Raw genomic sequence first — 24,600 nt, 5'->3', positions numbered from 1 at the left:
ATAGAATCAATCGAACCTTTATTATAGTGTAAATATACACAGGGCAAATAACACGCACAAGTGTATTTTAAAGATGAAAGTAGTTTTAACTGTGAGGGTTCAGACACGGGCATTTATGCGGAGAAACTTGCTGAGCTAGCGCATTGAACGGGCCTATAGAGGCACTTCAGCCGAGGGTACAACCCGTGGGCAGTTATATTATATGTTTAGGAGGGTTACAGTGAAGCGATTAGAGAGAAAAACAGCAGTGATTACAGGAGGAAGCGATGGGATCGGTTTTGCCATTGCTTCGGCATTTGCCGAAAATGGCGCAAACCTTGTCTTAGTCGCTCGAAATCAAGAAAAACTGTTTCATGCAAAGCAGCTTTTACAGACAAAAGGTGTCTCAGTTGAGACAGTCTCTGCCGATCTTAAAGATCTTTCAAGCATTCCACATGTGACAGCAACACTGCTTGAGCGAACACACGGCCAAATACATGTGTTAGTCAACAATGTTGGAGTGGCCCATTTCAAACCTCTTCCTGACCTTTCCTTGGACCTCTTAGATGAAATGGTGAACCTCAATATCAAAGTACCATTTCTTCTCATTCAACACTTGCTGCCAGCACTGACCGCAACGAGAGGGAATATTCTCAATATTTCAACCTATTGGTCTCAAAAAATGATTGCGGGACGGCCATCATCAGCCTACTCGATGACACGTGGCGCGATCAATACGCTCACCAAAGCGCTCGCTAACGAGTTGGGTGAACTCCAGATCCGCACTAACGCTATCGCTCCTGGTTCTATTGACACATCGACCTTCCGGAAGTGGCTTGATACAAAGAATCAAGAAGAGCTTCTCGAATATCAGAACTACGTTACAAGCGCGTACCCGCTGGGGCACATTGGAAATGAAGAAGATGTGGCGAATGCCGCTGTCTATCTGGCCTCTGACGAAGCAAAGTGGGTCACTGGAACCATTCTCAATATCGATGGTGGTTTGACTGTACGGTGAGGGTGATGGGCATTGAAGTCGTCCCATTCAATCCCATATCTCCCGCCAAATCAACACAACTACTCATCTAGTAATTGACGACAACATTCAAGAGATCGAATATAGCAGACGCAACTAGGAGTTATTTGATTTGCTAATGAACTTGTCAGAAGAAACGAAAGTGAAGTTTGTATTACTGGTCAAATATTCTTAATCGTCAAATAGCTCTCATCTTGTTTCTAAGATGAGGGCTATTTCAAATTATCTGTTCATTTTTATAAATATGCGATAAGCGAGTGGGAGCAATGGCGACCAAGGCAGCAGATTAGCGAGCGTTCGGATCATTGGATCAGACAACTGGGGCAGCTGGGCTCTGTACTTTCCTTCTTGGGTTAATCAGGGGGCATTGTAAGTTGACGAAAGGAAGGGGGATATATTATATTGAATAAAACCAGGAAAATATTATATTTTTATTATTTTCCGCAACAGGAGTGAAATGAATGAATGATCGAATTATGGAAGTGGTGAGACACGAAATCAAGCGAAGAGGTCTCCGTTTCACCATGGCGGAACTTGCGAAGCTTTCAGGGATGAGTACGAAAACACTCTATGGAATATTCTCTTCAAAAGAGGAACTCATTACTGCCATTCTCGATGATACGATGAATGAACTGAAAGAAAAGGAGAAGGCGATTCTTGAAAACAATGAACTGAGTACACTTACTAAATTGAAAAAGTGTTTAGTTCTTGTCCCTGCAGATTTTCAGTTTGTAGATATGAACCTTATAACGGACCTCCAACGTTTCTATCCATTGCAGTGGAAGCTGCTGGATCAATTTCTGAACCAACAATGGGACAGCATCCTTAGCTTGTTTAATGAAGGCATCAGCGAAGGGATTCTTCGCTCTTTTAATACTGAATTATTTATTGACCTATATGTCGGCGGATTCTATCGACTAATAGAAGACCCCTCAGCACGTAAGAGTAACAAAGGTCTGCAGGAAAGCTTAGAAGATATGGTGGACATTCTATTGTCCGGCATTGTACAGAAAGAAGGTTAGGAATGGTATGCACTGGATATTATTAACGTTGGCTATCCTGGCGGAAGTAGCCGGAACGACAACGATGAAATTGTCGGAAGGTTTCAGCAGGCTTACTCCTTCTTTGCTGCTCTTTGTTTTTTACGCTTCCAGTTTAACTTTTTTGAATTTTGCATTAAAAGGAATCGAGGTGAGCATTGCGTATGCGATTTGGTCTGGTCTAGGAACAGCTCTTGTTGTTGTTATCGGCATACTCTTTTTTTCTGAACCATTGACTCTATTGAAGACCATATCGATCATCCTTATCATTGCCGGCGTCATCGGTTTAAATCTTGGCGGGGGGAGAGCGTGATTTGAGTAAGAAATTGAGAGTGCTGTTCTTGTTTACAGATATCGGATTTATGGTGTATTGGATCGTTACGATCTTTGCGTTTATTCCCAAAGCTTACCTATACAAGGATTATAGCAACGAGTTATTAGTCATCTGGAATTGGTCCTTTTTTCCGTTAGATAGTTTCATTTCGATAACAGGAATATACAGTCTATATTTACATAAACGTCATGACCTCAGATGGAGCCAGATGGCTTTGATCTCTCTTACCCTAACCTTCTGTTCGGGTTTGCAGGCGATAGCGTTCTGGATCATTAAAGCGGACTACGACCTGATGTGGTGGATACCCAATCTGTATTTACTGATTTATCCTTTATTTTTTATTCCAAAGCTTCTTCAAGCTCCTACCTCCACGAGTGCATTAAGTAAATCAAGCATAAAAAAGGAGCTGCGCTAGGCAGCCCCTTCTCCGTTTATATGTTGAGTTTCTCGTTTTGCTTTTGAATAAACTCATCCTTGGTTAAGCCATACAAAATAAAATCCATGTATTTGCCATTGATATACACCACTTGTCTCCGCACACCTTCTTGAACGCAGCCAAGTTTCTGCATCATCCTCGAAGAACCTTCATTTCCTTCAAGAACACAACATATTCCTAAAAATGCCATGGATACAGAATAGTCTATAAAAAAATTCAATATAAGTCTATTACTTTTTTTGCATAGATTGTATGTTATTAAAGCGACCGCGGCGCAAAAACGAATCGGTGATCTTGCCGAAGATAAGGAAGGGAGAAATCCTGCATGATTACACTCAGAAAAATCACGCTCGAAAACAGACGCGAAATATTTAAACTAGAGGTTTCGGAAGATCAGCGCCGCTTCGTTGCGTCCAATTTGTCCAGCGTAGCTTCGTGTTATGTTCTTGCGACCAATGGAGGGCATCCTTTTCCGTTTGCGATTTACGCGGATGAGCAGCCCGTCGGCTTTGTGATGATCACGTATAAAATTACCGGTTACGATACCCCATCCATCGCAGATGACGGCTATTGTATTTTGCGGCTGATGATGGATCAGCGGCACCAAAATAAAGGCTATGGCCGGGAAGCCATGAAAAAGGTGCTGGAGTTTATCCGCACTTTTCCGGCAGGTCCAGCACAATACTGCTGGATTTCTTACAAGGCCGATAATGCGCCCGCCAAAAAGCTGTATGAAAGCCTCGGCTTCCGTGACAGTGGTGAAGTGATCGGAGACGAGCAAATCACGGTATTGCGGCTCAACTCACAGGCTTCTATTACTTGTGTCTGAGGACAGACACGTCAAACGCAAAACCAAACCTAAAACCAAGCAGCAGCCGGCCTAAGGACCGGCTGCCTTTTATTGAACTGGCAGGCCATTTGCAGCTCCTAGGTGAAGCCCTTTACTTTCCAACGGCATCATGCTAAACTGGATTTCGATAGTTATAGAACTGCGGAATAGATGGAGGAGGTGAGCATCATCATGGGTGATCATCAAACAGATCTGCAGGCCGTTAAGGTATATAAAGCTCTGGGGGAACCAACCCGGCTGAAGATCGCCTTGCTGCTCTCGAAAGAAAGCGATCTATGCTTCACGGCCATCGGTGAGAAGCTTGAATCCGTTGCGGGTTCGACGCTGTCGCATCATCTGAAGCAGCTGACGGATTCCGGTCTGATTGATTCACGGAAAAGCGGATCGTATATTCACTATAACGTCAATCGGGATGTGGCGGAAAAATTTGCGCCTTATTTAATGGCGTAATTTTTTTAACCAACATTTCGATAGTTCTAGAACTGAGGAATTGATGTACAAGTCATCCTCTATACTCTATGAAGAAGGAGTGCACTCTTATGAGCGACAAAGCAAATACGATGGAGATTGGAATCAGTACGTTTCTTCATGCAGATCCCGAAAAAGGGGGTGTCTCACATGTCGAGCGGCTGCGTCAAGCCATCGAAGAGATCCAATTGGCCGATCAAGTCGGCCTTGACGTCTTTGCCATCGGTGAGCATCACCGTATCGACTATACAAGCTCGTCGCCAGCCGTCATATTGGCTGCTGCTGCGGCGACAACAAAGAACATCCGGCTCTCGAGCGCGGTGACGGTGTTGTCTTCGGATGATCCGGTGCGGGTATACCAGAGCTTTGCGACGCTTGACGGACTGTCGAACGGGAGGGCTGAGATCATGGCCGGACGAGGCTCGTTCATCGAATCGTTCCCGCTGTTCGGCTATGACCTGAAGGATTACGAGGAATTGTTCGAAGATAAGCTGGAACTGCTGCTCAAGATCCGCGCTTCGGAGCGGGTGACATGGCGCGGCGGACATCGGCCTGCGATTGACAATATGGGCATCTATCCTCGTGCTGTGCAGCAGCCTTTACCGGTCTGGATCGGCACGGGCGGTAGCCCGGAATCGGCCATACGGGCCGGCTTGCTGGGACTTCCGATCGTCTTCTCAATCCTTGGCGGACTTCCGCAGCGATTCGCATCCTTGGTGGAGCTCTACAAGGAAGCGGCTGTGAAAGCCGGGCATGATCCAAATCAGCTGCAGATTGCTACGCACTCGCATGGCTTTATATCCGATACGACACAAGAGGCGTCAGAGCGGTATTACCCTGTGATGGCTGCCCAAATGAACCGGATCGGACGGGAACGCGGTTGGTCTCCTTATACACGTGACTCATACGATGCATCCAGCAGCCTTCATGGCGCTCTTTATGTCGGGGACCCTGAATATGTGGCGGAGAAAATCTTATTGCTGCACAAGAATCTGGGCCTAACCCGATTTCTCATGTACGTGGATTTCAGCACGCTCCCCCATCGCGAATTGCTGCGAACGATTGAGCTGCTCGGCACCAAGGTAGCACCGATAGTCCGTCAAGAGCTCGACCGTCAAGCATCAAGCGGTAATGATGGAGCGCAGTGACCCGATCGGGGCGTTAGATGCCTAAGGGCGGAGATATTATTTTTTCACCCACCATTTCTACAGATTTAGAACTATGAAATTGATTGAATTAGGAGAGATACGATATGAGATGGAAAATTTTTATATTGGCGATTGCGAGCTTTTTAGTCGGAACCTCTGAGTTTGTGATTGCCGGCATACTGGATATGCTTGCAAAGGACGTTGGCGTGTCGGTAGCAGCGGCCGGCCAGTTGATTACTGTCTACTCGCTTGCCTATGCGATTGGTACCCCGATACTGATTGCGCTCACAGCAAAGATAGATCGGAAAAAGCTGATGCTGTCGGCTTTGGGCTTGTTTTTCATAGGTAACCTGATCACCATCACATCTACCGGTTACGGCATGCTGATGGGGGCAAGAATCATTTTGGCCATCAGTACCGGGGTATTCATGGTTGTCGCCCTTACCGTTGCGGCCAAAATCGCCCATCCTGGAAAGCAGGGCGGTTCGATCGCCACCGTTCTCTTAGGCTTTAATCTCGCGCTCATTCTGGGGGTTCCTCTGGGACGGGTCATTGCGGGCTCGTATGACTGGAAGGTTATTTTCACGGGAATCGGCGTGCTCAGCCTGCTCGCCATGTTGGTTCTTCTGCTGGCGATTCCCAAATCAGAGGGAGAGGCTCCCGTTCCCATTCGGGAACAGCTCGCCTTGTTCAAAACGCCCCGGATTTCCGCTGCGCTGTCCATCAGCTTTTTCTGGATAATGGGATATACCATTCTGTATACCTATATCACGCCGTTTCTTCTGACCATTACGGGGATGAGCGAACGGATGGTAAGCATCGGGCTGTTTGCATTTGGGCTGGCAAGTCTCCTGGGCTCCCAAGTCGGCGGCTACGGTGCAGACAAATGGGGGATCCCCCGCACGATGGTAGGCGGTCTGATCTTTCACTCGGGTATTTTATTTTTGCTGGCAGCGTTTGCCCATTACTCCATGCTTGTGCTCCCATTGCTGATGCTGTGGTCCTTCTTTGCATGGTCGACGGGTCCGGTTCAGCAAGTGTACTTAATCGGTATGGCTCCCCAGGCTTCGGGGATCATCTTAAGCTTGAACAACTCCATCGTGCAGTTGGGGATGGCTGTTGGGGCTGTCATCGGAGGTGTTATTGTGGACAGCATCTCTCTGACAGCAGCCGGCTGGCTGGGTGGAATAGGGGTCGCCCTTGGGCTGATCCCGGCCGTGTATTCTTTGACAATGCGCCGCCAGGCTGCATGAGAAGAGCTGGAAGCATAGGCTTTGATTTTCGGATTTCTCCCACTTAAGAAGGCTCTATACATTAAGAAGTCCGAAAACAAGAGCGGTCGCAGGAACATTTTACGTACTTGCTCCATTATCCATATGAGTGATTCATCATCTAGCGTAAATGCAATAGCTCCGTCCAAAATGAAGGCAGCCGGCTTGTTGAGCGGCTGTCTTTTTGCGGTTAAGGGGACTTCCATTCGTTCTCGTTCATACTGTCATCTTGCCGAGCATAAGGAAAATAAGTAGCCAGTTAACATAGAATGAACTAAAGAAATGAACGTGTTATAGGCCTCTAGTGAGCCGCCGTAAAAGGAAGCTCAATGCAAACTTTAGTTCAATCTATATAAATGAAGCCAAAACGGAGATCGAACCGTATTAAAAATAAATCGTTACAAAAAATGACATCCCAAAACATCATCATGTAGAATATGGTAAAGGATGAGATTAGTGATGAAGGAGGTGCGAACCTAATTGGGAATGAAATACATAAAACTGCTGGGTATCACTCTGGGGGTCATCGTCGTGAACATCGTTCTGTTCTCCCCGGGGTTTATCGGTCTTAACCTCGGCGGCAGCGCCTTTTCGACGGCATTCGGGATTACCTTCCTTCTGGCGAGTGTTCTGGTCCTCATTTATTCGGTTTACAGTGTTAACGCCAAGACTCCGGCTGCCGTGCCGGTCAAACAGATCCAGACGCATGATGACTACGTAAATGCCTTGCAGTACTACAAGAAAGTAAAAGCGTTAGAAGCGGATATATCCCTTGCTTTAAATCAGCTCGACCGCATCGCACGCAAGAAGTACAAATTGGTCGGCGTGTTGACCCAGCGTTTCGATCCGAGCGAGCTTAGCTACAAAAAATTCATGTCGACGGTCCAGGCGGTAGAAAACGTATTTTACCTCAACCTCAAAAGCATCCTGAACCGGCTGGGCGCATTCGACGAATCCGAGTTTAAAAGTCTTAGTGGATCTAAAGCCTCCCATCTACCTCCAGAATTGCTCCAAGAAAGAAAGCAGATCTACAACGAGTATTTAACATTCACCAAGAACTCCCTGGCGACCAATGAAGAGATCCTGCTCAAGCTGGATAAGCTCCTGCTGGAAATATCCCGCCTGGACAGCTTCGAAGCCGGCGACATCGAGAAGATGCCCTGCATGCAGGAAATCGATCTGTTAATTAATCAAACCAAATATTATAAGAATTAGAGGTGTTCAAGTGAAGAAGGGCAGGTTTATTCTGACTTCAGTGATCGTGTTGATTTTTGTATTTGCGCTCGTGTACGGGGGAATTACGGTAACCTCGAATCTCGGGAAATCGAAAGACCAGGTGACCGCGGAAGACGCAGCCAAACGGCTGGATAAATTGTATTCGAAGATTTCACCCGCAACGGCAACGCCTGTAAAAGGACAAATTGACCTGGACCCGGTGGATGTGGCCTCATCCCTTCCCGATATCAGCAAATTTCCGATTACGGTGCCGAACACGAATGATCATTATGTCGAGATTTTCTCATCGACCGAGAAGTCGGGAACCGGCGTGGACGGCTGGCTCACGGAGGCGGCGACGGAGTTCAATAAAGCGAATGTGGCTGTAAACGGAACTCCCGTATCGGTTAAGGTCCGCAACATCGCTTCCGGTACGGCAGCGGACTATATCATGTCAGGTAAATACGTACCGGATGCCTTCACGCCTTCCAACGAATTATGGGGAGAGATGGTCAAGTCCAGCGGTGTCAAAACCCAATTGGTGTCTAAGCGCCTCGTAGGCAACGTTCCAGGGATCGTCATCAAGAAGTCCAAATACGATGCACTTGTCGAAAAGTACGGTTCCATCAATGTCAAAACGGTAACGGATGCGATCGCAAGCAACGAGCTTGTCATGGGTTATACGGATCCTTTTGCCAGTTCGACCGGCCTGAATTTCCTGGTGACCTCGCTGAATACGTTCGACAGCTCCAATATTTTAAGCGATAAAGCGGTTCAAGGGTTTGAGAAATTCCAAGCCAACGTACCATTCATTGCCTCGACGACGATCCAAATGCGGGATGCGGCTACATCGGGCTCTCTCGACGGGTTCATTCTGGAGTACCAGACGTTCGTCAATGCACCAGACCTGAAAAGCGGCTATGTCTTCACTCCATTTGGCGTGCGTCACGACAGTCCGCTCTACGCGCTTGGCGATACGAAGCCGGAGAAGCTGGCCATTTTGAAAAAGTTCGCAGAATTCGTAACCCAGGATAAGTACGCTAAAGCAGCGAAAGACAAAGGCTTCAACGGGCTGGAGGATTACAAATCCGAGATGGCCCCGATTGACGGGAAGCTGCTGACATCCGCCCAGAAGGTATGGAAAGAGAAGAAGAACGGAAGCAAGCCGATCGTAGCCGTATTTGTGGCGGATACGTCAGGCAGCATGGATGGTGAACCGCTGAACCGCCTGAAGGAATCGCTCATTAAGGGTCAAAAATATTTGGGCAAAGACAACAGCATCGGCATGGTTTCTTATTCCGACGACGTGACCATCCAGCTCCCGATCGGAAAATACGACGTCAATCAGCAGTCGATGTTCGTGGGCGCAGTGAACAGCCTTCAGGCGAGCGGCCAGACCGCGACGTTTGACGGCATCGTGGTTGCCCTCAAGATGCTGCAGGACCAGCTGGCGGCCGATCCGAACATGAAACCCGTTATTTTCGTACTAAGCGACGGTGAAACGAACAAAGGCAATTCGCTCAGCGACATCAAAGGACTGATTGAGAACTACAAAGTTCCGATTTATACCATTGGCTATAACGCCAACATCAAGGCGTTGCAAAGCATTTCCAGCATTAACGAAGCCGCCAGCATCAATGCGGATACCGATGACGTCGTGTACAAGATCGGAAATCTGTTCAACGTTCAAATGTAAGGGTGAAGTCAAAGGGGGAGGATGAGATATGGCGTTTACGATGAGTGTCTCAAGTGCGGAGCAGATCCAGGCTGTGATCGAGGAGGAAGTTAAGCCGGTACCGGAAGAGGTAGCAAAGCTGAAAGAAATCGCCGATGCGAATGTGGCTTCCATTATGGAGCTGGATGTGGAGTCGCTGGACAAACGCAAGGAGATTTTGCAATCGATCGACAGCTTCGGGCTGGATACGATGAAGCTTTCTTCCGAGAAGAACAACCTGCTGCAGGTGTCTGTCGGCAATCTTTCCAAAGGCGGGGATGAAGGGGGAGCCGTTGCCAAAGGGCTGACGGAACTGCATACGCAGCTGAAGGATCTGGACCCCAGTCTGATCGACTTTGCTAAAAAGGGATTCCTTGGCAAGCTGTTCAACCCGCTGCGGGCATACTTTTTGAAGTTTGAGAAGGCAGACGACGTCATTGCTGACATTGTCGTATCCCTCGACAAAGGGAAAACGACGCTCAAAAACGACAACACGACGCTGGAGCTGGAGCAGCAAACGATCCGGGAGCTGACGAAGACGCTGAAGAAAGAAATTCAGCTGGGGACGATGATGGACGAATCGATCGAGGCGCAGATTGAAGCGGCCAAGCAAAGGGGAGAAGATCCCGAAAAAGTCCGTTTTATTACGGAGGAAGTCCTTTTTCCGATGCGGCAACGCGTGATGGATCTTCAGCAGATGCTGGTGGTTAACCAGCAGGGCATCATGGCCTATGAAGTAGTCATCCGCAACAACCGCGAGCTGATCCGGGGCGTGGACCGGGCCAAAACCGTCACGATCTCGGCGCTGAAAATCGCGGTGACCGTGGCCAGTGCGTTGTACAACCAAGGCATTGTGCTCAAGAAGATCGAGCTGCTGAATCAAACGACGAACAATATTATTGCCGGCACCTCCCGGATGTTAAAGGACCAAGGCGTAGCGATCCAGAAGCAGGCCATCGAAACCAGCGTCTCCGTCGATACGCTCAAGCAGGCTTTCTCCGATGCCATCTCCGCCTTTGAAGCGATCAGCTCTTACAAACAGGCGGCGCTTCCGAAAATGCGGGACACGATCAATCAGTTCCGTGCCTTGTCCGATGAGGGGGAGAAGCACATTCAGCGTCTGGAAAAAGGGAAAGCGCTGGGGCTGTGACCGGTTTTCATGAAAACTCTATATTGGAAGTGCGAAGACAGCCGGTTTTGTGACCGGCTGCTTTTTTTTGAATAATTTCTCCATCTTGTCACAAAATCAAATTGTGGATTGTCTTCAATAGTGTTGAAACTAGGAGGGAGAGATAGAATTTATGGAAAAGCTGCTTGTCATTAATGCGCATCCGAAAGTGGAGGACGCTTCATCCGTAAGCTTGACCGTGCTCCGGCACTTTTTAGAAGCTTATCGAAACCTGAATCCGGAGGGGCCTATCGAACAAATTGATCTGTATTCGGAAGATGTGCCCTGCATTGATCGATTATTTTTCAGCGCACAGGAAAAAATGCAAAAAAATGAGCGCTTAACGGAAGAAGAGCAGCGGCTCACTTCCCGGATGTCGGATATCCTTCGGCAGTTCAAGAGCGCCAAGAGGTACGTCATCGCCATGCCGCTGCATAACTTTAATATTCCTTCGAAGCTCAAAGATTATATGGATAACATCCTGATCGCCAAAGAGACCTTCGCCTATACGGACAAGGGATCGATCGGCCTGCTGACCGACGGACGGAACGTTGTCGTCATTCAGGCAAGCGACGGGATTTATACGAACCAGGACTGGTACACGGAAGTCGAGTACTCCCATCGTTATTTGAAATCGATGTTTAACTTTATGGGCGTCGACTATCAAATCATCCGGGCACAGGGCAATCATTCCTTGAAGAGGGATGAGGTGCTGGCTAAGGCATTTCAAGAAGCCGAATCTGCGGCGGCTTCTTTGGCACATCAGGGAATGCAAGTGTCCAATCAGGCAGGGAGCAAGTAATTCATCGTAAGGGCGTCAGCCCCGGATTCACGTAGGCTATGTTACAATAAGCGGAAAAGAGCGGGGACGGAGATGGATAGATGACAACAGATACATCCAGTTTATATGTAGAGTATAAGCCGCTGCTGAGCAGCATCGCCTACCGAATGCTGGGGTCGCTCACGGACGCCGAGGATATTGTGCAGGACATCTTCATTGAGCTGGAAACGATGCAGACCGATCATATTTTAAACATGAAGGCCTATTTGCTTAAAATGGTGACCAACCGGAGCATCAATATGCTGAAGTCGGCCCGTAAAACACGCGAAGTATATACCGGCCCTTGGCTGCCGGAACCTGAGACGGCTGATGCAGGTCAGACTCCCGAAACGGCAGCGATCCAAGCCGAATCGGTCTCCTACGCGCTGCTCGTCCTTCTGGAACAGCTGTCGCCGGTGGAGAGAGCCGTCTTCATTCTCCGGGAAACGCTCGATTACGATTACCGGGATATCGCCGAGCTGCTGGACAAAAGCGATGCGAACTGCCGAAAGCTTTACAGCCGGGCGAAGCAGAAGGTCAGCACCGCGCCGGTTCCGGGGCGGGAGGAGAGAGCGGCCGCCGAGCCGCCGATTGCAGTGCCTGTAGAAAGTACTCGCGTCACTTCCGACCAGGCCAAGCATGCGGAAATACTATCCCGCGCTTTTATGGCAGCGGCGAATTCCGGCGATTTCAGGGAATTTGTCGGCATGCTTGCGGATGATGCCCGATTGTACACGGATGGCGGCGGCAAGGTTCGCTCGGCGATCTTCCCGATCATCGGCAGCCATCGTATCCTGGCCTTCCTTCAAGGGATTGCCCCGGGAAATATCAAGCCGGAGAATCAGCTGCTGATCGACGTCAACGGGCAGCCTGGCCTGCGGTTGAACCGTGGCGACGAGCTCTTTGCGGTGTTGTCCTTCCAGTTTGACAGCGACTCGCGGCCTGTCCGTATGTTTATGGTCACGAATCCGGATAAACTGCAGCATGTGACCCCGTAACGGCTTTTTTGGCAGATATAAAAAGGGTTTCGGAAACAACATGTAGAATATCCCATATGGTTAAAAATTCCAGATGGGAAAGAGGTATGCATTTTGAAATTTGAACAACAAAATTTAAGCCATTCAAGCTTCAATTGCTGCGACCTCAGTGAAACAGAAATTCAATGCTGCAATGGCAGCGGGATGAGCATGAACGATGTGAATTTGACGGGAATGCATATTTCCGATGCGAATTTGAGCGAACTTGCCATTGACGGTGCTCAATGGGGCGGCGCACATTTTCAATCCATCGGCTACGGAGATCCAAGCCAGCCTGATGCAGAACACAACAAGGAGGGCGTCCGTTTTTCAGACTGCAGCTTCCAGAACGGGCGGATCACCGACTGTGATTTTACGAACGCCAATCTTCAAAACTGCGACATAACGGGATTGGTCATCAATGGGATCAACATCGAAGAATTAATCCAAAAGTATGTTCCTGCGGAACAAAGAGAGTAGGATACAGATAAAACAACGAAAGCCACCCCAGACCCTGGGGTGGCTTTCATGGTTATGCCTGCCGTACCACATCATCCGCGTCCGTGGAATAAGCGAGTTCTTTCTGCGCGTCAAGCGCGGCCAATCTGTCCAGCAGAGCTTCCCGGATTTGCTCATAGGCATCACTGCCCAGTGCCATCCGGATCGGACCGTCTCCCTGATCGACGCGGCGGATGATCTGCTGCGCCATTTTATCCGGATCGCCGACAACCATTTGATTGAACATGTTCATATCGATGCTCGGCAGTTCCCCTTTCATCAGGCTGACGAACTGGCCAACCTCCTTGTCCCGATATGCGTCCATCCGTTCTCCGAATACCGCATTGCTCGTAATGAAATTCGTACGGATTCCGCCCGGCTCCACGATAGTCGTCTTAATATTGAACGGCGCGGCTTCCTTGGCCAGCGCTTCAAAGGCGCCCTCGACCGCCCATTTGGAAGAACAATACAGCCCCATTCCCGGCGTGGAATAATGCCCCGCCATGCTCGATATCTGCACGATGTGCCCGCTGCCCTGTTTGCGGAAAAAAGGCAGGACGGCACGGGCCGCGCGCAGTGATCCGAGGACGTTGGTCATGAACAGATGCTCGATCTGCCCGTCGCTTGCTTCTTCCACTGCACCGTATAATCCATAGGCTGCGTTATTGACAAGCACATCAATCGTGCCGAGTTCCTCCCATGCCCGTTCGATCACCTCAACAATTTGCTGCGGGTTCGTCAGATCCAAATGAGCCTGCCATAATCGGGAACCATATTGTGCTTTCAGATCGTCCAGCACGCCCGGCTTGCGCACCGTTACGGCTACACGGTCGCCTCTTTCAAGCAACCGTCGGGTGATGCGCGAAGCCAAGCCTCCTGACGCTCCTGTAATAAACCATGTTTGCATGCTAAATGCCCTCCAATCGCTGTATTCCTCTGTATCATACGAGCAGCGGAAGGGCACTAGCCACAGCATGTTTATACTATTAATGGGAGTAACAGTCTACGATCATAAGCCAATGTCCACCTGCAATCCAGGCGAGATAGGTTCTGCTCTATTGAGGCAGCCGGTCTTGTTCCAGCATAGACATTAACCTCTCCTCCGTGCCTGAACCGGGTACCGGTACGAAGAAACACCAGTGAAGGTCCGGGTCGCCGTCAATGACGGCCGCCGAATGGAGCATAAACTCCATTTCCTGACCGTCCGGAAGGCGGAACAAAGCGGTGGTTACACGCTTTTGCTTGATTTCGTAGAGGTTCCAGTAGTACTCGAATTCCTCACTTTCCCGTCTCAAGCGTTCGAAACGTTCCATATACAACGGGTTGTCTTGGCTTCGGTCATAGCTTGCCCGCAGCACCGCCGCCGAGTAGCGGGCGAAATTTTCCCAATTCACAAGCCGTTTACGGTAATCCTCTTTGAAAAATATAATGTTCAGCATATATCTTTCATTCTCCGGCATACGGCCAAAGTCGGCGATGATCAGTTCTGCGGCGCGATTCCAGGCGATCACATCCGTGCCCGCATCCGTGATGAACGAAGGGTACCACAGTTGATCGACGATTTGCTGCAGCACGCCGGAATCCGGCTCCTCGCTGTTCGGAACGGCGCCGGCGCTTGCCGGGTCCACATGGGCCAAATCGAACAGATGCTTCTGCTCGTCTTCGTCGAGCTGCAGCGCATGGCTGATATTTAACAGCACTTCCGGCGAAGGATTAGCTTCTCTGCCTTGCTCCAGCCAGGTGTAGTAAGTCACGCTCATATTGGCAAGATAAGAGACCTCTTCCCGCCGAAGCCCTGGGGTACGCCTTCTTCCGGGCAGCGGCTGGATCCCCGCTTCAGAAGGCTGCAGCCGTTCCCTGCGCGATTTGATGAAATCGCCCAATGGAGAAGAAGAACGAGTTGTTTTCATTTTCATGTACGCCACCATCCTTGCGTTTCCAAGTAGGCCGACAACAGCCATTTAGAACATTGTAATCCTTTCAACCTGTTGATTTCCATCTTCCGCTTCTGAACGGTTTAACTGCATTGAAAAAAATAGAATTAAAGGGTTTGACGAAAAATCTTTATATTTATATTATTAGAAATATAGAAATAAAGATCACGAATGAAGCCAATATCTGAAAGAAGGTGTGGTAAGGATGAGTCATAAACCTCTATTGGTCATTGTAGGGGCCGGTTCGGGCGTAAGCGCGGGTATAGCCCGCAAATTCGGGAGCAATGGCTTCCGGGTGGTTCTTCTATCAAGAACCGAGACTTCGCTGCAGCGCAGCTTGGAGGAACTTCGTCAGGTGCATATCGAATCGTATGGAATAACTGCAGATGCTTCAGATCCGGATTCCATCAAAGCAGCCTTTACACAGATTGAAAACTTATATGGAATCACCGATGTTCTGGTATATAATGCGGCGCACATTGCGCCAGGAGATGCGTTATCGTTAACGGAACAGCAGCTGATCGATGATTTGAAAGTAAATACGGTCGGCGCGTTGACCAGCGCGCAGCAAGTCATTCCGGACATGGTCGAACGGAAACAGGGGACGCTCTTTTTCACAGGGGGCGGTATTGCATTGAACCCGAATCCACTGTATGCTTCTTTATCCATTGGCAAAGCCGCGGTCCGCTCACTTGCGCTTTCCCTGGCCGAGACGCTGGGGCCCCATGGAATTTATGTGGGCCAGGTTCTAATCGCCGATCATGTTCAGCGAGGGACTTTTTACGATCCGGACCGGATCGCCGATGTATATTGGGAATTGTATACCAATAGAGACCGAAAGGAATATTTATTTAAGGAATAATCATAGGCGCTTATTCATGGGCAAGGATCGTTTCATAAAAAGGACAGCTGCAAAGCGCTCGCAGCTGTCCTTTATTTTACCTCAATAGTGGTAAGTATAGACCAAGCTTATATCATGCTCTTTTCCCATGCACCCCGAATTTCCACGCCGGTTGACTTGGCGGACCTTTCCAGTTCTTCGATTTCAACAACCGATAATTGGACGTCCATAGCCGACACGGCGCTGGCGATATGGGACGGTTTCGTCACGCCGATAATCGGCACCGTTCCTTTGGCGATCGCCCAGGCAATGGCGGTTTCAGCAGGTTCAACATGGTGACGGAGGCTGATTTCTCTCATGACCCCGATCAGATCTTCCAGCTTGGCAAGTACCTTCTCATCAAAGGCGTCTCCTCGGCGGGTCCCTGCTTTAAAAGGATGTTTTGTATCATATTTCCCGGTTAACGCCCCTTGCTCCAGCACCATATAGGAGAAGAAGATCAAATCATTGGCATTGCAGTATTCAATAATGCCGGCTTCTTCCGAGGAACGGTAGAGCAGACTGTAGTGGTTTTGAACCGCTGAGAGCTGAAGCCCCTCTTGAGCCAAAATGTCCGCGGCGAGCTTGATTTCCTCCAAATTATGATTGGAGACCCCGGCGTATTTAACTTTTCCGCTCTTCATCAACGGGATCAGCTTAGAGGTCCACCGCTGGACGTCTTTCGGATTGTGGATCCAATACACGTCGGCATGATCCCTTTCAAGCCGCTGCAGGCTCCCGGCGAGAAATTCTTCAACAGCCTCATCCGTCTGCTCGCCGCGGGGCGTGAATTTTGTTGAGATCAGGACGTCATCTCTCCCACGAATGAACTGACCCAGAATCGTCTCCGAAGCGCCCATGCCGTAAACTGCGGCCGTGTCCCATAGATTTAATCCGGCATCCATCGCCGCATCAAATACGGGCTTCAGATCCTTGGCAGTCAGGTCATTCCCGAAAACCGCATCTCCTCCGTTGGCGCCGTTCCCCCAGGACCAGGTACCGAGGGCTACAGCCGGGATCGTTATGTTTTTTAATTGAAAAGTTTTCATCGTTTATTTCTCCTTTAACAATGGGATAGGACAAAGACGATTATCTTTTTCCGGGAAAGCCATGCCGCTTCGCGCTCCATGCGATGATCCAAGCGATCAGCAGCAGAATCAGCAGCACGGCCGGAAACGACTGGACGCCGATGAGCTCCAGCAAGGCTCCGCCGACGATGCCCCCGCCAGCGATGGCCAGATTCCATACGGTCGTATTGATGGGCATCACGATGTCCACGCCTTCTTCGCCGCTTGCATTTACCTGGGCGGTTTGCAGCAGCGTAGCTGCTCCGCCGAAGGTAAGTCCCCACAATGCGACGGCGGCATAGACGACCGGTACCGATGTGCCGCCCACCCATAATGCGGCCGAAACCAGCGCAAAACCGAGCAGACTGAGCAGCGTCAACAGGCGCAGCTTGCGGTCGATGAGCAAACCGACAATCCAGATCGACACAATCGCCGCGAGACCAAAGACCAGAAGGACCAGATCAACGCGGCTGCCCAGCCCGGAACGCTCGAGAAACGGCGCAATATACGTATATAGGATATTATGGGCCAACATCCAGGTGAGTACCACCATAAGAATGGGGCGGATGCCGGGCAATACAAACACTTGACCCATCGTCATGCGCTCGTCTGCGGGCTGCCCGGGATAATCCGGCACCTTCCACAGCACCCAAACCATGAGAACAAGGGTCAGAAGGGACATAAGCCCAAATACGGCCCGCCAGCCGATCAGGTCGCCGAGCAAGGTTCCAGCCGGTACGCCGAAGGTGAGAGCAATCGGCGTTCCTACCATGGCGACTGCCAAGGCGCGGCCTTTTAAAGCATCCGGTACCATTCGCCGCGCGTACCCGGCGATCATGCCCCACGCCGCGCCGGCGGCCACACCGGCAAAAAAACGGGCTGCAAGCGTCAGGGCATAACTGCTCGAAATAGCGGTAATGGTGTTGAATACCAAAAATCCGGCAATAATGGCGAGCAGCAGCGGACGCCGCCTCATCCCGGCGGTAAACATGGCGAACGGAATGGCTGCCACAAGCGAGCCGAGGGCATACAGGGTGACGAGCTGACCCGCCATTCCTTTGGAAATATTCAGCCCTTCCACGATGTGCGGCAGCAGCCCGGCCGGAATGGTTTCCGTGAGAATACAGATAAAACCGGTCATGGCAAGCGCCAGCAGCGCCAGCCAGGGAAGCCTGGCTGGGACGGATACCGGCTGGACCACTTCCGTGGAAGATGACATATGGGACAAGTGAGTGACCTCCTTCGAATGGTAACCTAATTTCTGGATCGATCATTCCATATACTAAGTTCAGCTGGGCTGACTTGTCAAGAACTTATGGATCGATTAGTATAAAATTCATGAAGGGGGTAATCGTATGCCACGAACAGGACGCCCCCGTGCGTTTAATCGGGACGAGGCCGTACTTGCTGCGATGTTTCTGTTCTGGGAGCACGGCTTTGAATCCACTTCGCTGGCCCAATTGCGCGCGGCGATGGGGCATATATCCGCTGCTAGCTTTTATGCGGCGTTTGAATCGAAAGAGGCGCTGTTTCGCGAGACGGTGGAACGGTATAAAGCAACTTACGGCCGGGTGATGGAGAGCTTTCATGATCAACGATTGGCACCGAAGGCTGCCATCGAACAAGGGCTGCGCCGCTCGGCGCGAATGCAGACCGAAGGCTCTCATCCACTGGGCTGTTTGGTGGTGTTATCCGGTATAAGCTGTTCGCCCGAGAACCAGCATATCCAAGAAATGCTGGCCAAGGAGCGGGAAAAAAACCGGGACGGGATTAAGGACTGCATCGAACGGGCAGTTGCGAATGGTGAGCTGCCCGACACGGTCGATGTTCCCATGCTGGTGTCTTTGTTCAACACCTTTCTCCTTGGCATATCGACGCAGGCGCGAGACGGTATCCCGTTCGAACAAATTGATGCAGCTATCACTCAGTTGATGAGCATCTGGGATGCCCTGTCTCGAAAAAACGGATGACAAGGAATACAAATCGTCTGATGATAGCAGCGGGGGAGAGAACATGAACAAAACGGAACGGCAGCTCGCCATTACGCTGGAGCTGCAGCGAAACAAGCTGGTCAGAGCAGAGGATTTGGCGGCCCGGTTCGAGACGAGCGTCCGGACGATCTACCGCGATATTCAGGCACTAAGCGAAGCGGGGGTTCCGATCGCCGGGGCTCCCGGGCAGGGCTATTCCCTGATGGAGGGTTATTTCCTGCCTCCGGTCAGCTTCACGGCGGAAGAGGCCGTGGCCCTGCTGATGGGCGCGGACTTTATCGAGCAAAGGCTGGATACGGACTACAGCCCGGTGGCGGAGGCGGCCAAACGCAAAATTGAAGCGGTTCTGCCGGAGCCGGTACGCGCTGAGTCGATGCGAGTGCGGGAAACGATGCGCCTTCTCCAAGCCGGCGAGCCGGTAACCAGCCGGAAGGAAAAGGACTATCTCGGACAAATTCGGCGTGCGATTCTGGAGCGCCGCAAAATCAGGTTTGCGTATTTAAAAAAATACCCGGAAACGGACGGGAGCCGGATGAATATAAGGGAGGCGGCTCCATACGGACTGACGCTCGTTCAGGGGAATTGGACATTGGTCGCGCACTGCGACCTGCGGCAGGATATCCGCCATTTCCGATTGTCGCGGATGACGGAGCTTGCTGTGCTCGAGGAGGGCTTTGCCATGCCGGCCGGATTCGATTTGAAGCGTTACCAGCCGCCCGATGACCGCAACTTACGGGTGGTGGTTCGGGCGAATCCGGATATCGCCGACAAAATCGCCGAGACCACGCATTTTTATATGGAGGAAATGGAAGAACGGGAGGACGGACTGCGGGTCACCTTTCGCGTGCGTCAGCCGGAGGAGCTGCTCCCCTATATCCTCGGTTGGGGCGGGGCGGTTGTCGTGCTGGAGCCGGAATCCTTCCGCCGCCAAATTCAGACCGAGGCCGAAAACATATTAAACCGCTACTGACACGCTGTTGTCAGGAGCGGTTTTTTATAATGGGAGAAAATCCATAAATAAAGAGGAGTTGTTCCCATGTTGAAAAGCACAGCGAACGCGTTGCAGGATTTGGAGACGTCGGTAGAACGGTATTTGATTGAACTGGAGAACTTTGATATGGAGCAGTTGCTGATAAAAACGAACGAGGAAGAATGGTCGATTGGGCAGATGTATATCCATTTGATTCAAACGGCGCAGTTCATGCATCTGCAGCATGTCGATAGCTGTCTGGCCGGCAACGGGCCGGCACTCGCCACCGCGGAGGACAAGACGGAGATTGGCAGGAAGGTATACGAGCTGGGTAGCTTTCCGCCGGTCCGCGTCCGGGTCCCGGCATCACCGCAGTACACTCCGCAGCAGCCGGAGAGCAAGGAGCAGATTATCGAAGGGCTCCGGAGTGTAGTGGAACGGATGAAGCGGACGGAGCCCGCTCTGGCCGGAGCGTCTGAGCAATCTAAGATCCCGCATCCGCGTTTTGGTCCTTTAACCGCCGCGGAATGGTTTTTGCTGGTTGAGATGCATTACCGGCACCATTTTATGCAGCTGGAGCGGTTGAAAGGCGAGTTTAGCCTGGTTTAGCCCGTTAGCGTTGCCGCCTGTATTCTGAGGCCCAAAAAGCAGAAAATACAGCCGCAGTCCAGGGCTTGTCATCTTCCCTGGCTGCGGCTGTTTTTTTTCTTAACGGTTGCTCCATTTAAAAACACCACAGTCAGCGGGGCATTTGCTCTAGGGAAAGGGATTTGGTTTAGAAGGAATCATATTTATTCTAGATCGCTGTTGACAAAGGAAATTTCATCGCTTAGTATATCGATAAATATAGAATTATAAACCTATGGAAGGAGGGCAACCCCCATGAACAAGGAGCAGTCACATCAGGAAGCTGTAAAAATATACAAAGCACTCGGAGAGCCAACCCGGTTGAATATCGTCAAGCTCTTATGCAAGCATGATGAATTAAGCTGCAGCCAGATTGAGGAGCAGCTGAATTATAAAGGTTCCACCCTGTCGCATCATCTGAAACAGCTGGTGGAGTGCGGGGTGTTGAGGCTGGCGCGCAAGGAAGGGACTTATCACTTTTATCGGGTCAATCAGGATACATTAGATCGTCATGTCGTGCTTCAGCCAGATTAATTTTTATTAGGCCCTATATTTCGATAAATTTAAATATATTAAGATAAGATCCAAATGAGTGTGCTGTCATTAGCGGCAGTTTCTTTTTTGGCCAATAGATTGATAGTTTTAAATCTATAAGAACAAAAGAAGGATGTGGTTTAACATGTATGTATTTTTATGATTTATATTTCGATATATATAAAAACATCAATCTATTCATGGTAATAACCTAAAAGGAGAGGAATCAATGAATAAAATGGGACTCGTTTATCTGCTTGCTTTCGGCGCCTTTGTCATGGGGACGGCTGAAATGGTCGTCATGGGGATTTTGGGGATGATCTCGAATGATTTGAACGTATCCGTAGGCACAGCCGGGCAATTAGTTACGCTGTATGCCGTTGTATTTGCGATCGGAACCCCGATCCTTGTATCGCTTACCGGCAAAATGAAGAGAAAAAGGCTGCTGCTGCTGACCTTTACTTTGTTTGTCATTGGTAATTTGGTCGCCTTCTTTAGTCCAAATTTTACCGTCCTGATGATTTCCAGAATGATTCTGGCAGCCAGTCAAGGCGTATTTACGGTGGTGGCCCTCATGGTCGGCTCCAGCCTGGTGGAGCCTCAAAAGCAAGGGAATGCCATCGGCATCATTTATATGGGATTTAGTACTGCCTTGGTTGCAGGCACTCCGCTCGGAACCATCATCGGCGAATATTGGGGATGGCGGCCGGTGTTTATGCTCATTGCGGCATTGAGTGTGCTTGCCATGATCGGAATCGCCGTGTGGATGCCGAAGGTACAAGAACAGAAGCCGACTTCGATTCGGGACCAACTGCTTGCGCTGAAGGATCGCCGAATGGTCAGCGGCTTGATGATTACTTTTTTCTGGATTGCCGGGTATCAGTTGATGTTTACATACATTGCACCTTTTCTTGAGACAGCCGTGGGCATGAATACGACGATGATCAGCACAGCGCTCTTCGTATGCGGCCTGTTCGCTGTCATGGGATCACGCCTTGGCGGGTACGGCGCGGATAAGTGGGGAATTGGCAAAACGCTGCTCATCAGCCTGCTTCTTCATGCAGCCGCACTGGCCGTACTTCCGCTTGCCGCAGCCACGATGGTGAGCGCGCTGATCATTCTGGCGGTCTGGTTCGGAGCGGCTTGGATGACGACTCCCGCTCAGCAGTATTACCTCATCTCCCTTTCCCCGAAAACTTCAGGTCTTGCGCTGGGACTGAACAGTTCCATGCTGCAGCTTGGAATGGCGGTAGGCGCCGGGGTAGGCGGATGGGTGGCCAATCAGACGTCTCTGATGCAGCTGGGATGGGTAGGAGCAGTAAGCATTCTGCTTAGCGTGATCACTGCGCTATACTCTTTTTCGCTCAAAAGCAGAAAAGAATCGGTACTGAGCAATTAACCTCTGGAACTCACCGTGAAAGGGGGGATGCCTGGTCTTGAAATATGCCTGCTGGGATCATTTGAACAGAACAATTTGCTGTCGTATGCGACCACAAAACTTTAAAATGAGGTGGAAAATATGTCTGATTATCAACTTAATTTGAATGATAACCGTATCGTATGGGGAAAGGAAATCGATGTAGAGCCGCGAATTGGAAAATCTCCGAATGACTCGATCCGGCAAGGGGCGGGCAGCGCCTTGGATTGGAACTTGCCTGCCGGTATATATCGGGCAAAAGAGGTCGTCAGGGCGCTCGATCCCCTGCTTGAGGCGATGCTGGTCCAGCTTGGCGAACCGGTAAACGGCGATCCGGCGGTGCTGCTGGACAGCCTTCAGGCCAACTTGGCGATTTCCGGACGCGTGTCATCTCTGCCGCTTGGTCCCCTGGCTTTAGAGGATAAAGCCGGCGTCGAACTGACAGCCCAGGCGGTACGCATCGGCGAGCAGCTGGTAAGCTGGGCGCGGGAAATGAATGCGGAGAAGAGGACGCTCGCGAGTTATGGGCCGGAAACGCTTGGCCAGCTGGAATTTAGAAGCCACTGCTACGGTCATGCCCTGATCCCTGACGCTGTTGCACAGGTTTGGGGACCCTTTGGGGGCCCAAGAATCATGCAGATCTATAATGAATACCTGCACCAAATGGTTTTGCTGCGGGATGCCTTGCTTCCGTTTGCCAATTGGGAGCAGGTTCCGTTTGAAGTGAAGGAACATACGGAGTTTAAAGGGCTCCGTTTTCTGGAACCGGCCCGGGAGGTCTTTTTAACTCAGCTGCTTGGGAAAAAGTTGACACACAAATCGATTGTCCAGTATGCGCAAAGTGTGGTCAGCTCGGGTCTGTCCGCAGCCGGTTACGGATTCCAATATCAACTGGGCACCGTATTGCCTGCCGGGCTGGGAGAGCCGGCCGGGACGGCGGCGCGGTACCTGCTGAAATGGCATCCGGTACAAACGATACAGGCAGAAGAAACGCAGGATATGGCTGCGATCTCGTTCGATTACGAATATGACGATTATTATGCGGCACCGCGCACCGATGCGGGAAGCGGTACGCCAGGGAATAAAGATACGCTTCCTGTCTCTTTAGGGGAGATCGCTGGTCCGAACGTCGCGCGTTTACTGCCGATTACTGCTTCTGATCGAACGACCCTGCGATTGAGCTTGGAAGTGGACGGACGTGAATTTTCGGTGGATCTCGGTCAGCTCTTTAGAGGGCATCGCTTTATGTACCGGCCCGAAGGAAACGACAACGCCGATGTCGCTATTGTGAAGCGTACCTCTGTCAGCCTGCATTCGGCAGCGGACATCCTTGCGCTTTCCGGATTGGTGACAAATACAGACGGAATCCACTTCATTCCAACCGATGGAAACGAGCTTGTTCGGTGGGCATTGCTTGGTAAGCTGTATCCCGAAAATGTGGTTATATTAGACAACGGCCATCCAGAAGAACTGGAAAAAGCTTATGTTTCCGGCAAGGGCTTTGGAACGCAGTTTTTAGTGTTGTAAGTCCAGCAATCCGGGTGATGATTTGCCCCGTAGACCGTCACATATAATCGACACGATGCGCTCGGGATATGGTGCACTCCCGCTGTGCGCTTGCAGGATACCGACAAGCAGGGCCCGGATGTCCCCAACGCTGGCATCAGGCCGGACGGATCCGTTTTGCTGGGCCCGGGCTAGCAGCTTGCCGAGCTCGCTCCAGAAGTCTCCCGCAACTTCCTTGAGCGCGGCGTCCTTGTCCAAACCGCTGCCCACAAGGGCGTCGGTTATCGCCTTGTTGGCTACTGCTTCACGGATCACGATTCTAAAATAGCTGAAGAATGCTTCGCCCGGATCCTCGTGGCGGAGCCATTTTTTTGCTTCCTCAACAAGACGCGCCTTGTAGCTGACCATCACCGCTCCAAACAATTCCTCCTTGGTCGGGAAATGCCGATAGGCGGTGCCTACGCCAACCCCGGCATGTCGGGCAATTTCATCCATCGAGACGGTGATGCCCTCAGTAGTAAAGAGTCTGTGCGCAACATCGAGCAGTTTATCCCGATTTCGTTTGGCGTCGGCACGCAGTGCTTTGGAAGAAGACATGGCACCGTTGGAGTCGGTATCCCCACTGTGATCAGCCGGTAAGTTCTGTTCTGACATCTTAGGATATCACCTCGCTTGAATCCA

At 50.6% G+C, this 24,600-nt stretch carries 26 protein-coding genes; 21 read left to right on the top strand and 5 right to left on the bottom strand.

The annotated features are described in order from the left end of the window. Positions 1–220 precede the first annotated feature (220 nt). From BCV73_RS23965 to BCV73_RS23895, 14 genes are all read left to right on the top strand, one after another. On the top strand, positions 221–997 hold the full coding sequence (locus tag BCV73_RS23965; RefSeq protein ID WP_089548801.1) for an SDR family NAD(P)-dependent oxidoreductase: 777 nt from the start codon (positions 221–223) through the stop codon (positions 995–997). A 479-nt stretch (positions 998–1,476) separates the two neighbouring features. Next, entirely contained in the window at positions 1,477–2,037 is a 561-nt protein-coding gene (locus tag BCV73_RS23960) for a TetR/AcrR family transcriptional regulator (protein ID WP_089548800.1), read from the top strand. 7 nt (positions 2,038–2,044) lie between these two features. Beyond that, positions 2,045–2,368, top strand: coding sequence for a DMT family transporter (locus BCV73_RS23955; RefSeq protein WP_089548799.1), 324 nt, complete (start codon positions 2,045–2,047; stop codon positions 2,366–2,368). Position 2,369: 1 nt separating this feature from the next. Beyond that, positions 2,370–2,804: a YvaD family protein gene (locus tag BCV73_RS23950; protein WP_089548798.1), complete on the top strand. Its 435-nt coding sequence runs from the start codon at positions 2,370–2,372 to the stop codon at positions 2,802–2,804. Between the two features lie 346 nt (positions 2,805–3,150). Next, positions 3,151–3,654, top strand: a complete 504-nt coding sequence (locus tag BCV73_RS23940) for a GNAT family N-acetyltransferase (RefSeq protein ID WP_076173880.1) — start codon at positions 3,151–3,153, stop codon at positions 3,652–3,654. 192 nt (positions 3,655–3,846) lie between these two features. Then, a complete protein-coding gene (locus BCV73_RS23935; protein WP_076173879.1) occupies positions 3,847–4,125 on the top strand; it encodes an ArsR/SmtB family transcription factor in 279 nt (92 codons plus the stop codon). A gap of 89 nt (positions 4,126–4,214) precedes the next feature. Then, entirely contained in the window at positions 4,215–5,291 is a 1,077-nt protein-coding gene (locus tag BCV73_RS23930; RefSeq protein ID WP_089548797.1) for an LLM class flavin-dependent oxidoreductase, read from the top strand. A 104-nt stretch (positions 5,292–5,395) separates the two neighbouring features. Next, positions 5,396–6,544, top strand: a complete 1,149-nt coding sequence (locus BCV73_RS23925) for an MFS transporter (protein WP_089548796.1) — start codon at positions 5,396–5,398, stop codon at positions 6,542–6,544. 504 nt (positions 6,545–7,048) lie between these two features. Continuing rightward, the gene (locus BCV73_RS23920; protein WP_076174015.1) at positions 7,049–7,777 is read left to right on the top strand and encodes a hypothetical protein; all 729 of its coding nucleotides are present in this window, start codon (positions 7,049–7,051) and stop codon (positions 7,775–7,777) included. Positions 7,778–7,787: 10 nt separating this feature from the next. Further along, on the top strand, positions 7,788–9,473 hold the full coding sequence (locus BCV73_RS23915; protein WP_076173876.1) for a vWA domain-containing protein: 1,686 nt from the start codon (positions 7,788–7,790) through the stop codon (positions 9,471–9,473). Between the two features lie 28 nt (positions 9,474–9,501). Next, complete coding sequence (locus BCV73_RS23910) at positions 9,502–10,641, top strand: toxic anion resistance protein (RefSeq protein ID WP_076173875.1); 1,140 nt, start codon at positions 9,502–9,504, stop codon at positions 10,639–10,641. Between the two features lie 151 nt (positions 10,642–10,792). After that, positions 10,793–11,461, top strand: a complete 669-nt coding sequence (locus BCV73_RS23905) for an FMN-dependent NADH-azoreductase (RefSeq protein ID WP_089548795.1) — start codon at positions 10,793–10,795, stop codon at positions 11,459–11,461. Between the two features lie 80 nt (positions 11,462–11,541). Next, the gene (locus tag BCV73_RS23900) at positions 11,542–12,477 is read left to right on the top strand and encodes a sigma-70 family RNA polymerase sigma factor (protein ID WP_089548794.1); all 936 of its coding nucleotides are present in this window, start codon (positions 11,542–11,544) and stop codon (positions 12,475–12,477) included. Between the two features lie 93 nt (positions 12,478–12,570). After that, positions 12,571–12,975, top strand: coding sequence for a pentapeptide repeat-containing protein (locus BCV73_RS23895; RefSeq protein WP_089548793.1), 405 nt, complete (start codon positions 12,571–12,573; stop codon positions 12,973–12,975). Positions 12,976–13,027: 52 nt separating this feature from the next. Here the strand turns inward: BCV73_RS23895 and BCV73_RS23890 are convergent, their stop codons facing one another. Continuing rightward, on the bottom strand, positions 13,028–13,900 hold the full coding sequence (locus tag BCV73_RS23890) for an SDR family oxidoreductase (RefSeq protein WP_089548792.1): 873 nt from the start codon (positions 13,898–13,900) through the stop codon (positions 13,028–13,030). A 148-nt stretch (positions 13,901–14,048) separates the two neighbouring features. After that, a complete protein-coding gene (locus tag BCV73_RS23885; RefSeq protein ID WP_256992972.1) occupies positions 14,049–14,909 on the bottom strand; it encodes a helix-turn-helix transcriptional regulator in 861 nt (286 codons plus the stop codon). Between the two features lie 223 nt (positions 14,910–15,132). Between BCV73_RS23885 and BCV73_RS23880 the strand changes: the two genes are divergently transcribed. Further along, the gene (locus tag BCV73_RS23880) at positions 15,133–15,789 is read left to right on the top strand and encodes an SDR family NAD(P)-dependent oxidoreductase (protein ID WP_089548791.1); all 657 of its coding nucleotides are present in this window, start codon (positions 15,133–15,135) and stop codon (positions 15,787–15,789) included. Between the two features lie 107 nt (positions 15,790–15,896). Here BCV73_RS23880 and BCV73_RS23875 read toward each other — a convergent pair whose 3' ends face one another. Together BCV73_RS23875 and BCV73_RS23870 are read right to left on the bottom strand one after the other, a co-directional pair. After that, on the bottom strand, positions 15,897–16,856 hold the full coding sequence (locus BCV73_RS23875) for an aldo/keto reductase (protein ID WP_089548790.1): 960 nt from the start codon (positions 16,854–16,856) through the stop codon (positions 15,897–15,899). Positions 16,857–16,896: 40 nt separating this feature from the next. Continuing rightward, positions 16,897–18,093 carry an MFS transporter gene (locus BCV73_RS23870; protein ID WP_089550382.1) on the bottom strand — a complete coding sequence of 399 codons (1,197 nt, stop codon included), beginning with the start codon at positions 18,091–18,093 and terminating at the stop codon, positions 16,897–16,899. Between the two features lie 136 nt (positions 18,094–18,229). Between BCV73_RS23870 and BCV73_RS23865 the strand changes: the two genes are divergently transcribed. From BCV73_RS23865 to BCV73_RS23840, 6 genes are all read left to right on the top strand, one after another. Then, positions 18,230–18,844: a TetR/AcrR family transcriptional regulator gene (locus BCV73_RS23865; protein WP_076173867.1), complete on the top strand. Its 615-nt coding sequence runs from the start codon at positions 18,230–18,232 to the stop codon at positions 18,842–18,844. A gap of 43 nt (positions 18,845–18,887) precedes the next feature. Beyond that, the gene (locus tag BCV73_RS23860; RefSeq protein ID WP_089550381.1) at positions 18,888–19,835 is read left to right on the top strand and encodes a helix-turn-helix transcriptional regulator; all 948 of its coding nucleotides are present in this window, start codon (positions 18,888–18,890) and stop codon (positions 19,833–19,835) included. A gap of 66 nt (positions 19,836–19,901) precedes the next feature. Further along, positions 19,902–20,444, top strand: a complete 543-nt coding sequence (locus tag BCV73_RS23855; RefSeq protein ID WP_089548789.1) for a DinB family protein — start codon at positions 19,902–19,904, stop codon at positions 20,442–20,444. 273 nt (positions 20,445–20,717) lie between these two features. Continuing rightward, the gene (locus BCV73_RS23850) at positions 20,718–20,996 is read left to right on the top strand and encodes an ArsR/SmtB family transcription factor (RefSeq protein ID WP_076173865.1); all 279 of its coding nucleotides are present in this window, start codon (positions 20,718–20,720) and stop codon (positions 20,994–20,996) included. Between the two features lie 229 nt (positions 20,997–21,225). Next, on the top strand, positions 21,226–22,395 hold the full coding sequence (locus tag BCV73_RS23845) for an MFS transporter (RefSeq protein ID WP_089548788.1): 1,170 nt from the start codon (positions 21,226–21,228) through the stop codon (positions 22,393–22,395). A 120-nt stretch (positions 22,396–22,515) separates the two neighbouring features. Next, positions 22,516–23,940 (top strand): hypothetical protein, encoded by a 1,425-nt coding sequence (locus BCV73_RS23840; RefSeq protein WP_089548787.1) that lies wholly within the window; start codon positions 22,516–22,518, stop codon positions 23,938–23,940. Here BCV73_RS23840 and BCV73_RS23835 read toward each other — a convergent pair. Continuing rightward, the gene (locus BCV73_RS23835; protein WP_218828180.1) at positions 23,929–24,573 is read right to left on the bottom strand and encodes a TetR/AcrR family transcriptional regulator; all 645 of its coding nucleotides are present in this window, start codon (positions 24,571–24,573) and stop codon (positions 23,929–23,931) included. The two genes, BCV73_RS23840 and BCV73_RS23835, sit on opposite strands and share 12 nt — an antisense overlap. Positions 24,574–24,600: the final 27 nt, after the last annotated feature.

This window comes from Paenibacillus sp. SSG-1, from assembly GCF_002224835.1.
Classification (GTDB): domain Bacteria; phylum Bacillota; class Bacilli; order Paenibacillales; family Paenibacillaceae; genus Paenibacillus_AQ; species Paenibacillus_AQ favisporus.
Note: the sequence above shows the minus strand (reverse complement) of the source record. Positions and strands in the feature narration are given on the sequence as shown.

Excerpts from the sequence above, each read along its gene's own strand:
- BCV73_RS23940 (WP_076173880.1), top strand. The coding sequence starts at position 3,151 with ATGATTACACTCAGAAAAATCACGCTCGAAAACAGACGCGAAATATTT.
- BCV73_RS23930 (WP_089548797.1), top strand. The coding sequence starts at position 4,215 with ATGAGCGACAAAGCAAATACGATGGAGATTGGAATCAGTACGTTTCTT.
- BCV73_RS23880 (WP_089548791.1), top strand. The coding sequence starts at position 15,133 with ATGAGTCATAAACCTCTATTGGTCATTGTAGGGGCCGGTTCGGGCGTA.
- BCV73_RS23850 (WP_076173865.1), top strand. The coding sequence starts at position 20,718 with ATGAACAAGGAGCAGTCACATCAGGAAGCTGTAAAAATATACAAAGCA.
- BCV73_RS23905 (WP_089548795.1), top strand. The coding sequence starts at position 10,793 with ATGGAAAAGCTGCTTGTCATTAATGCGCATCCGAAAGTGGAGGACGCT.
- BCV73_RS23900 (WP_089548794.1), top strand. The coding sequence starts at position 11,542 with ATGACAACAGATACATCCAGTTTATATGTAGAGTATAAGCCGCTGCTG.
- BCV73_RS23840 (WP_089548787.1), top strand. The coding sequence starts at position 22,516 with ATGTCTGATTATCAACTTAATTTGAATGATAACCGTATCGTATGGGGA.
- BCV73_RS23920 (WP_076174015.1), top strand. The coding sequence starts at position 7,049 with ATGAAATACATAAAACTGCTGGGTATCACTCTGGGGGTCATCGTCGTG.
- BCV73_RS23865 (WP_076173867.1), top strand. The coding sequence starts at position 18,230 with ATGCCACGAACAGGACGCCCCCGTGCGTTTAATCGGGACGAGGCCGTA.
- BCV73_RS23955 (WP_089548799.1), top strand. The coding sequence starts at position 2,045 with ATGCACTGGATATTATTAACGTTGGCTATCCTGGCGGAAGTAGCCGGA.
- BCV73_RS23835 (WP_218828180.1), bottom strand. The coding sequence starts at position 24,573 with ATGTCAGAACAGAACTTACCGGCTGATCACAGTGGGGATACCGACTCC.
- BCV73_RS23910 (WP_076173875.1), top strand. The coding sequence starts at position 9,502 with ATGGCGTTTACGATGAGTGTCTCAAGTGCGGAGCAGATCCAGGCTGTG.
- BCV73_RS23960 (WP_089548800.1), top strand. The coding sequence starts at position 1,477 with ATGAATGATCGAATTATGGAAGTGGTGAGACACGAAATCAAGCGAAGA.
- BCV73_RS23885 (WP_256992972.1), bottom strand. The coding sequence starts at position 14,909 with ATGAAAATGAAAACAACTCGTTCTTCTTCTCCATTGGGCGATTTCATC.
- BCV73_RS23935 (WP_076173879.1), top strand. The coding sequence starts at position 3,847 with ATGGGTGATCATCAAACAGATCTGCAGGCCGTTAAGGTATATAAAGCT.
- BCV73_RS23875 (WP_089548790.1), bottom strand. The coding sequence starts at position 16,856 with ATGAAAACTTTTCAATTAAAAAACATAACGATCCCGGCTGTAGCCCTC.
- BCV73_RS23855 (WP_089548789.1), top strand. The coding sequence starts at position 19,902 with ATGTTGAAAAGCACAGCGAACGCGTTGCAGGATTTGGAGACGTCGGTA.
- BCV73_RS23870 (WP_089550382.1), bottom strand. The coding sequence starts at position 18,093 with ATGTCATCTTCCACGGAAGTGGTCCAGCCGGTATCCGTCCCAGCCAGG.
- BCV73_RS23845 (WP_089548788.1), top strand. The coding sequence starts at position 21,226 with ATGAATAAAATGGGACTCGTTTATCTGCTTGCTTTCGGCGCCTTTGTC.
- BCV73_RS23860 (WP_089550381.1), top strand. The coding sequence starts at position 18,888 with ATGAACAAAACGGAACGGCAGCTCGCCATTACGCTGGAGCTGCAGCGA.
- BCV73_RS23925 (WP_089548796.1), top strand. The coding sequence starts at position 5,396 with ATGAGATGGAAAATTTTTATATTGGCGATTGCGAGCTTTTTAGTCGGA.
- BCV73_RS23890 (WP_089548792.1), bottom strand. The coding sequence starts at position 13,900 with ATGCAAACATGGTTTATTACAGGAGCGTCAGGAGGCTTGGCTTCGCGC.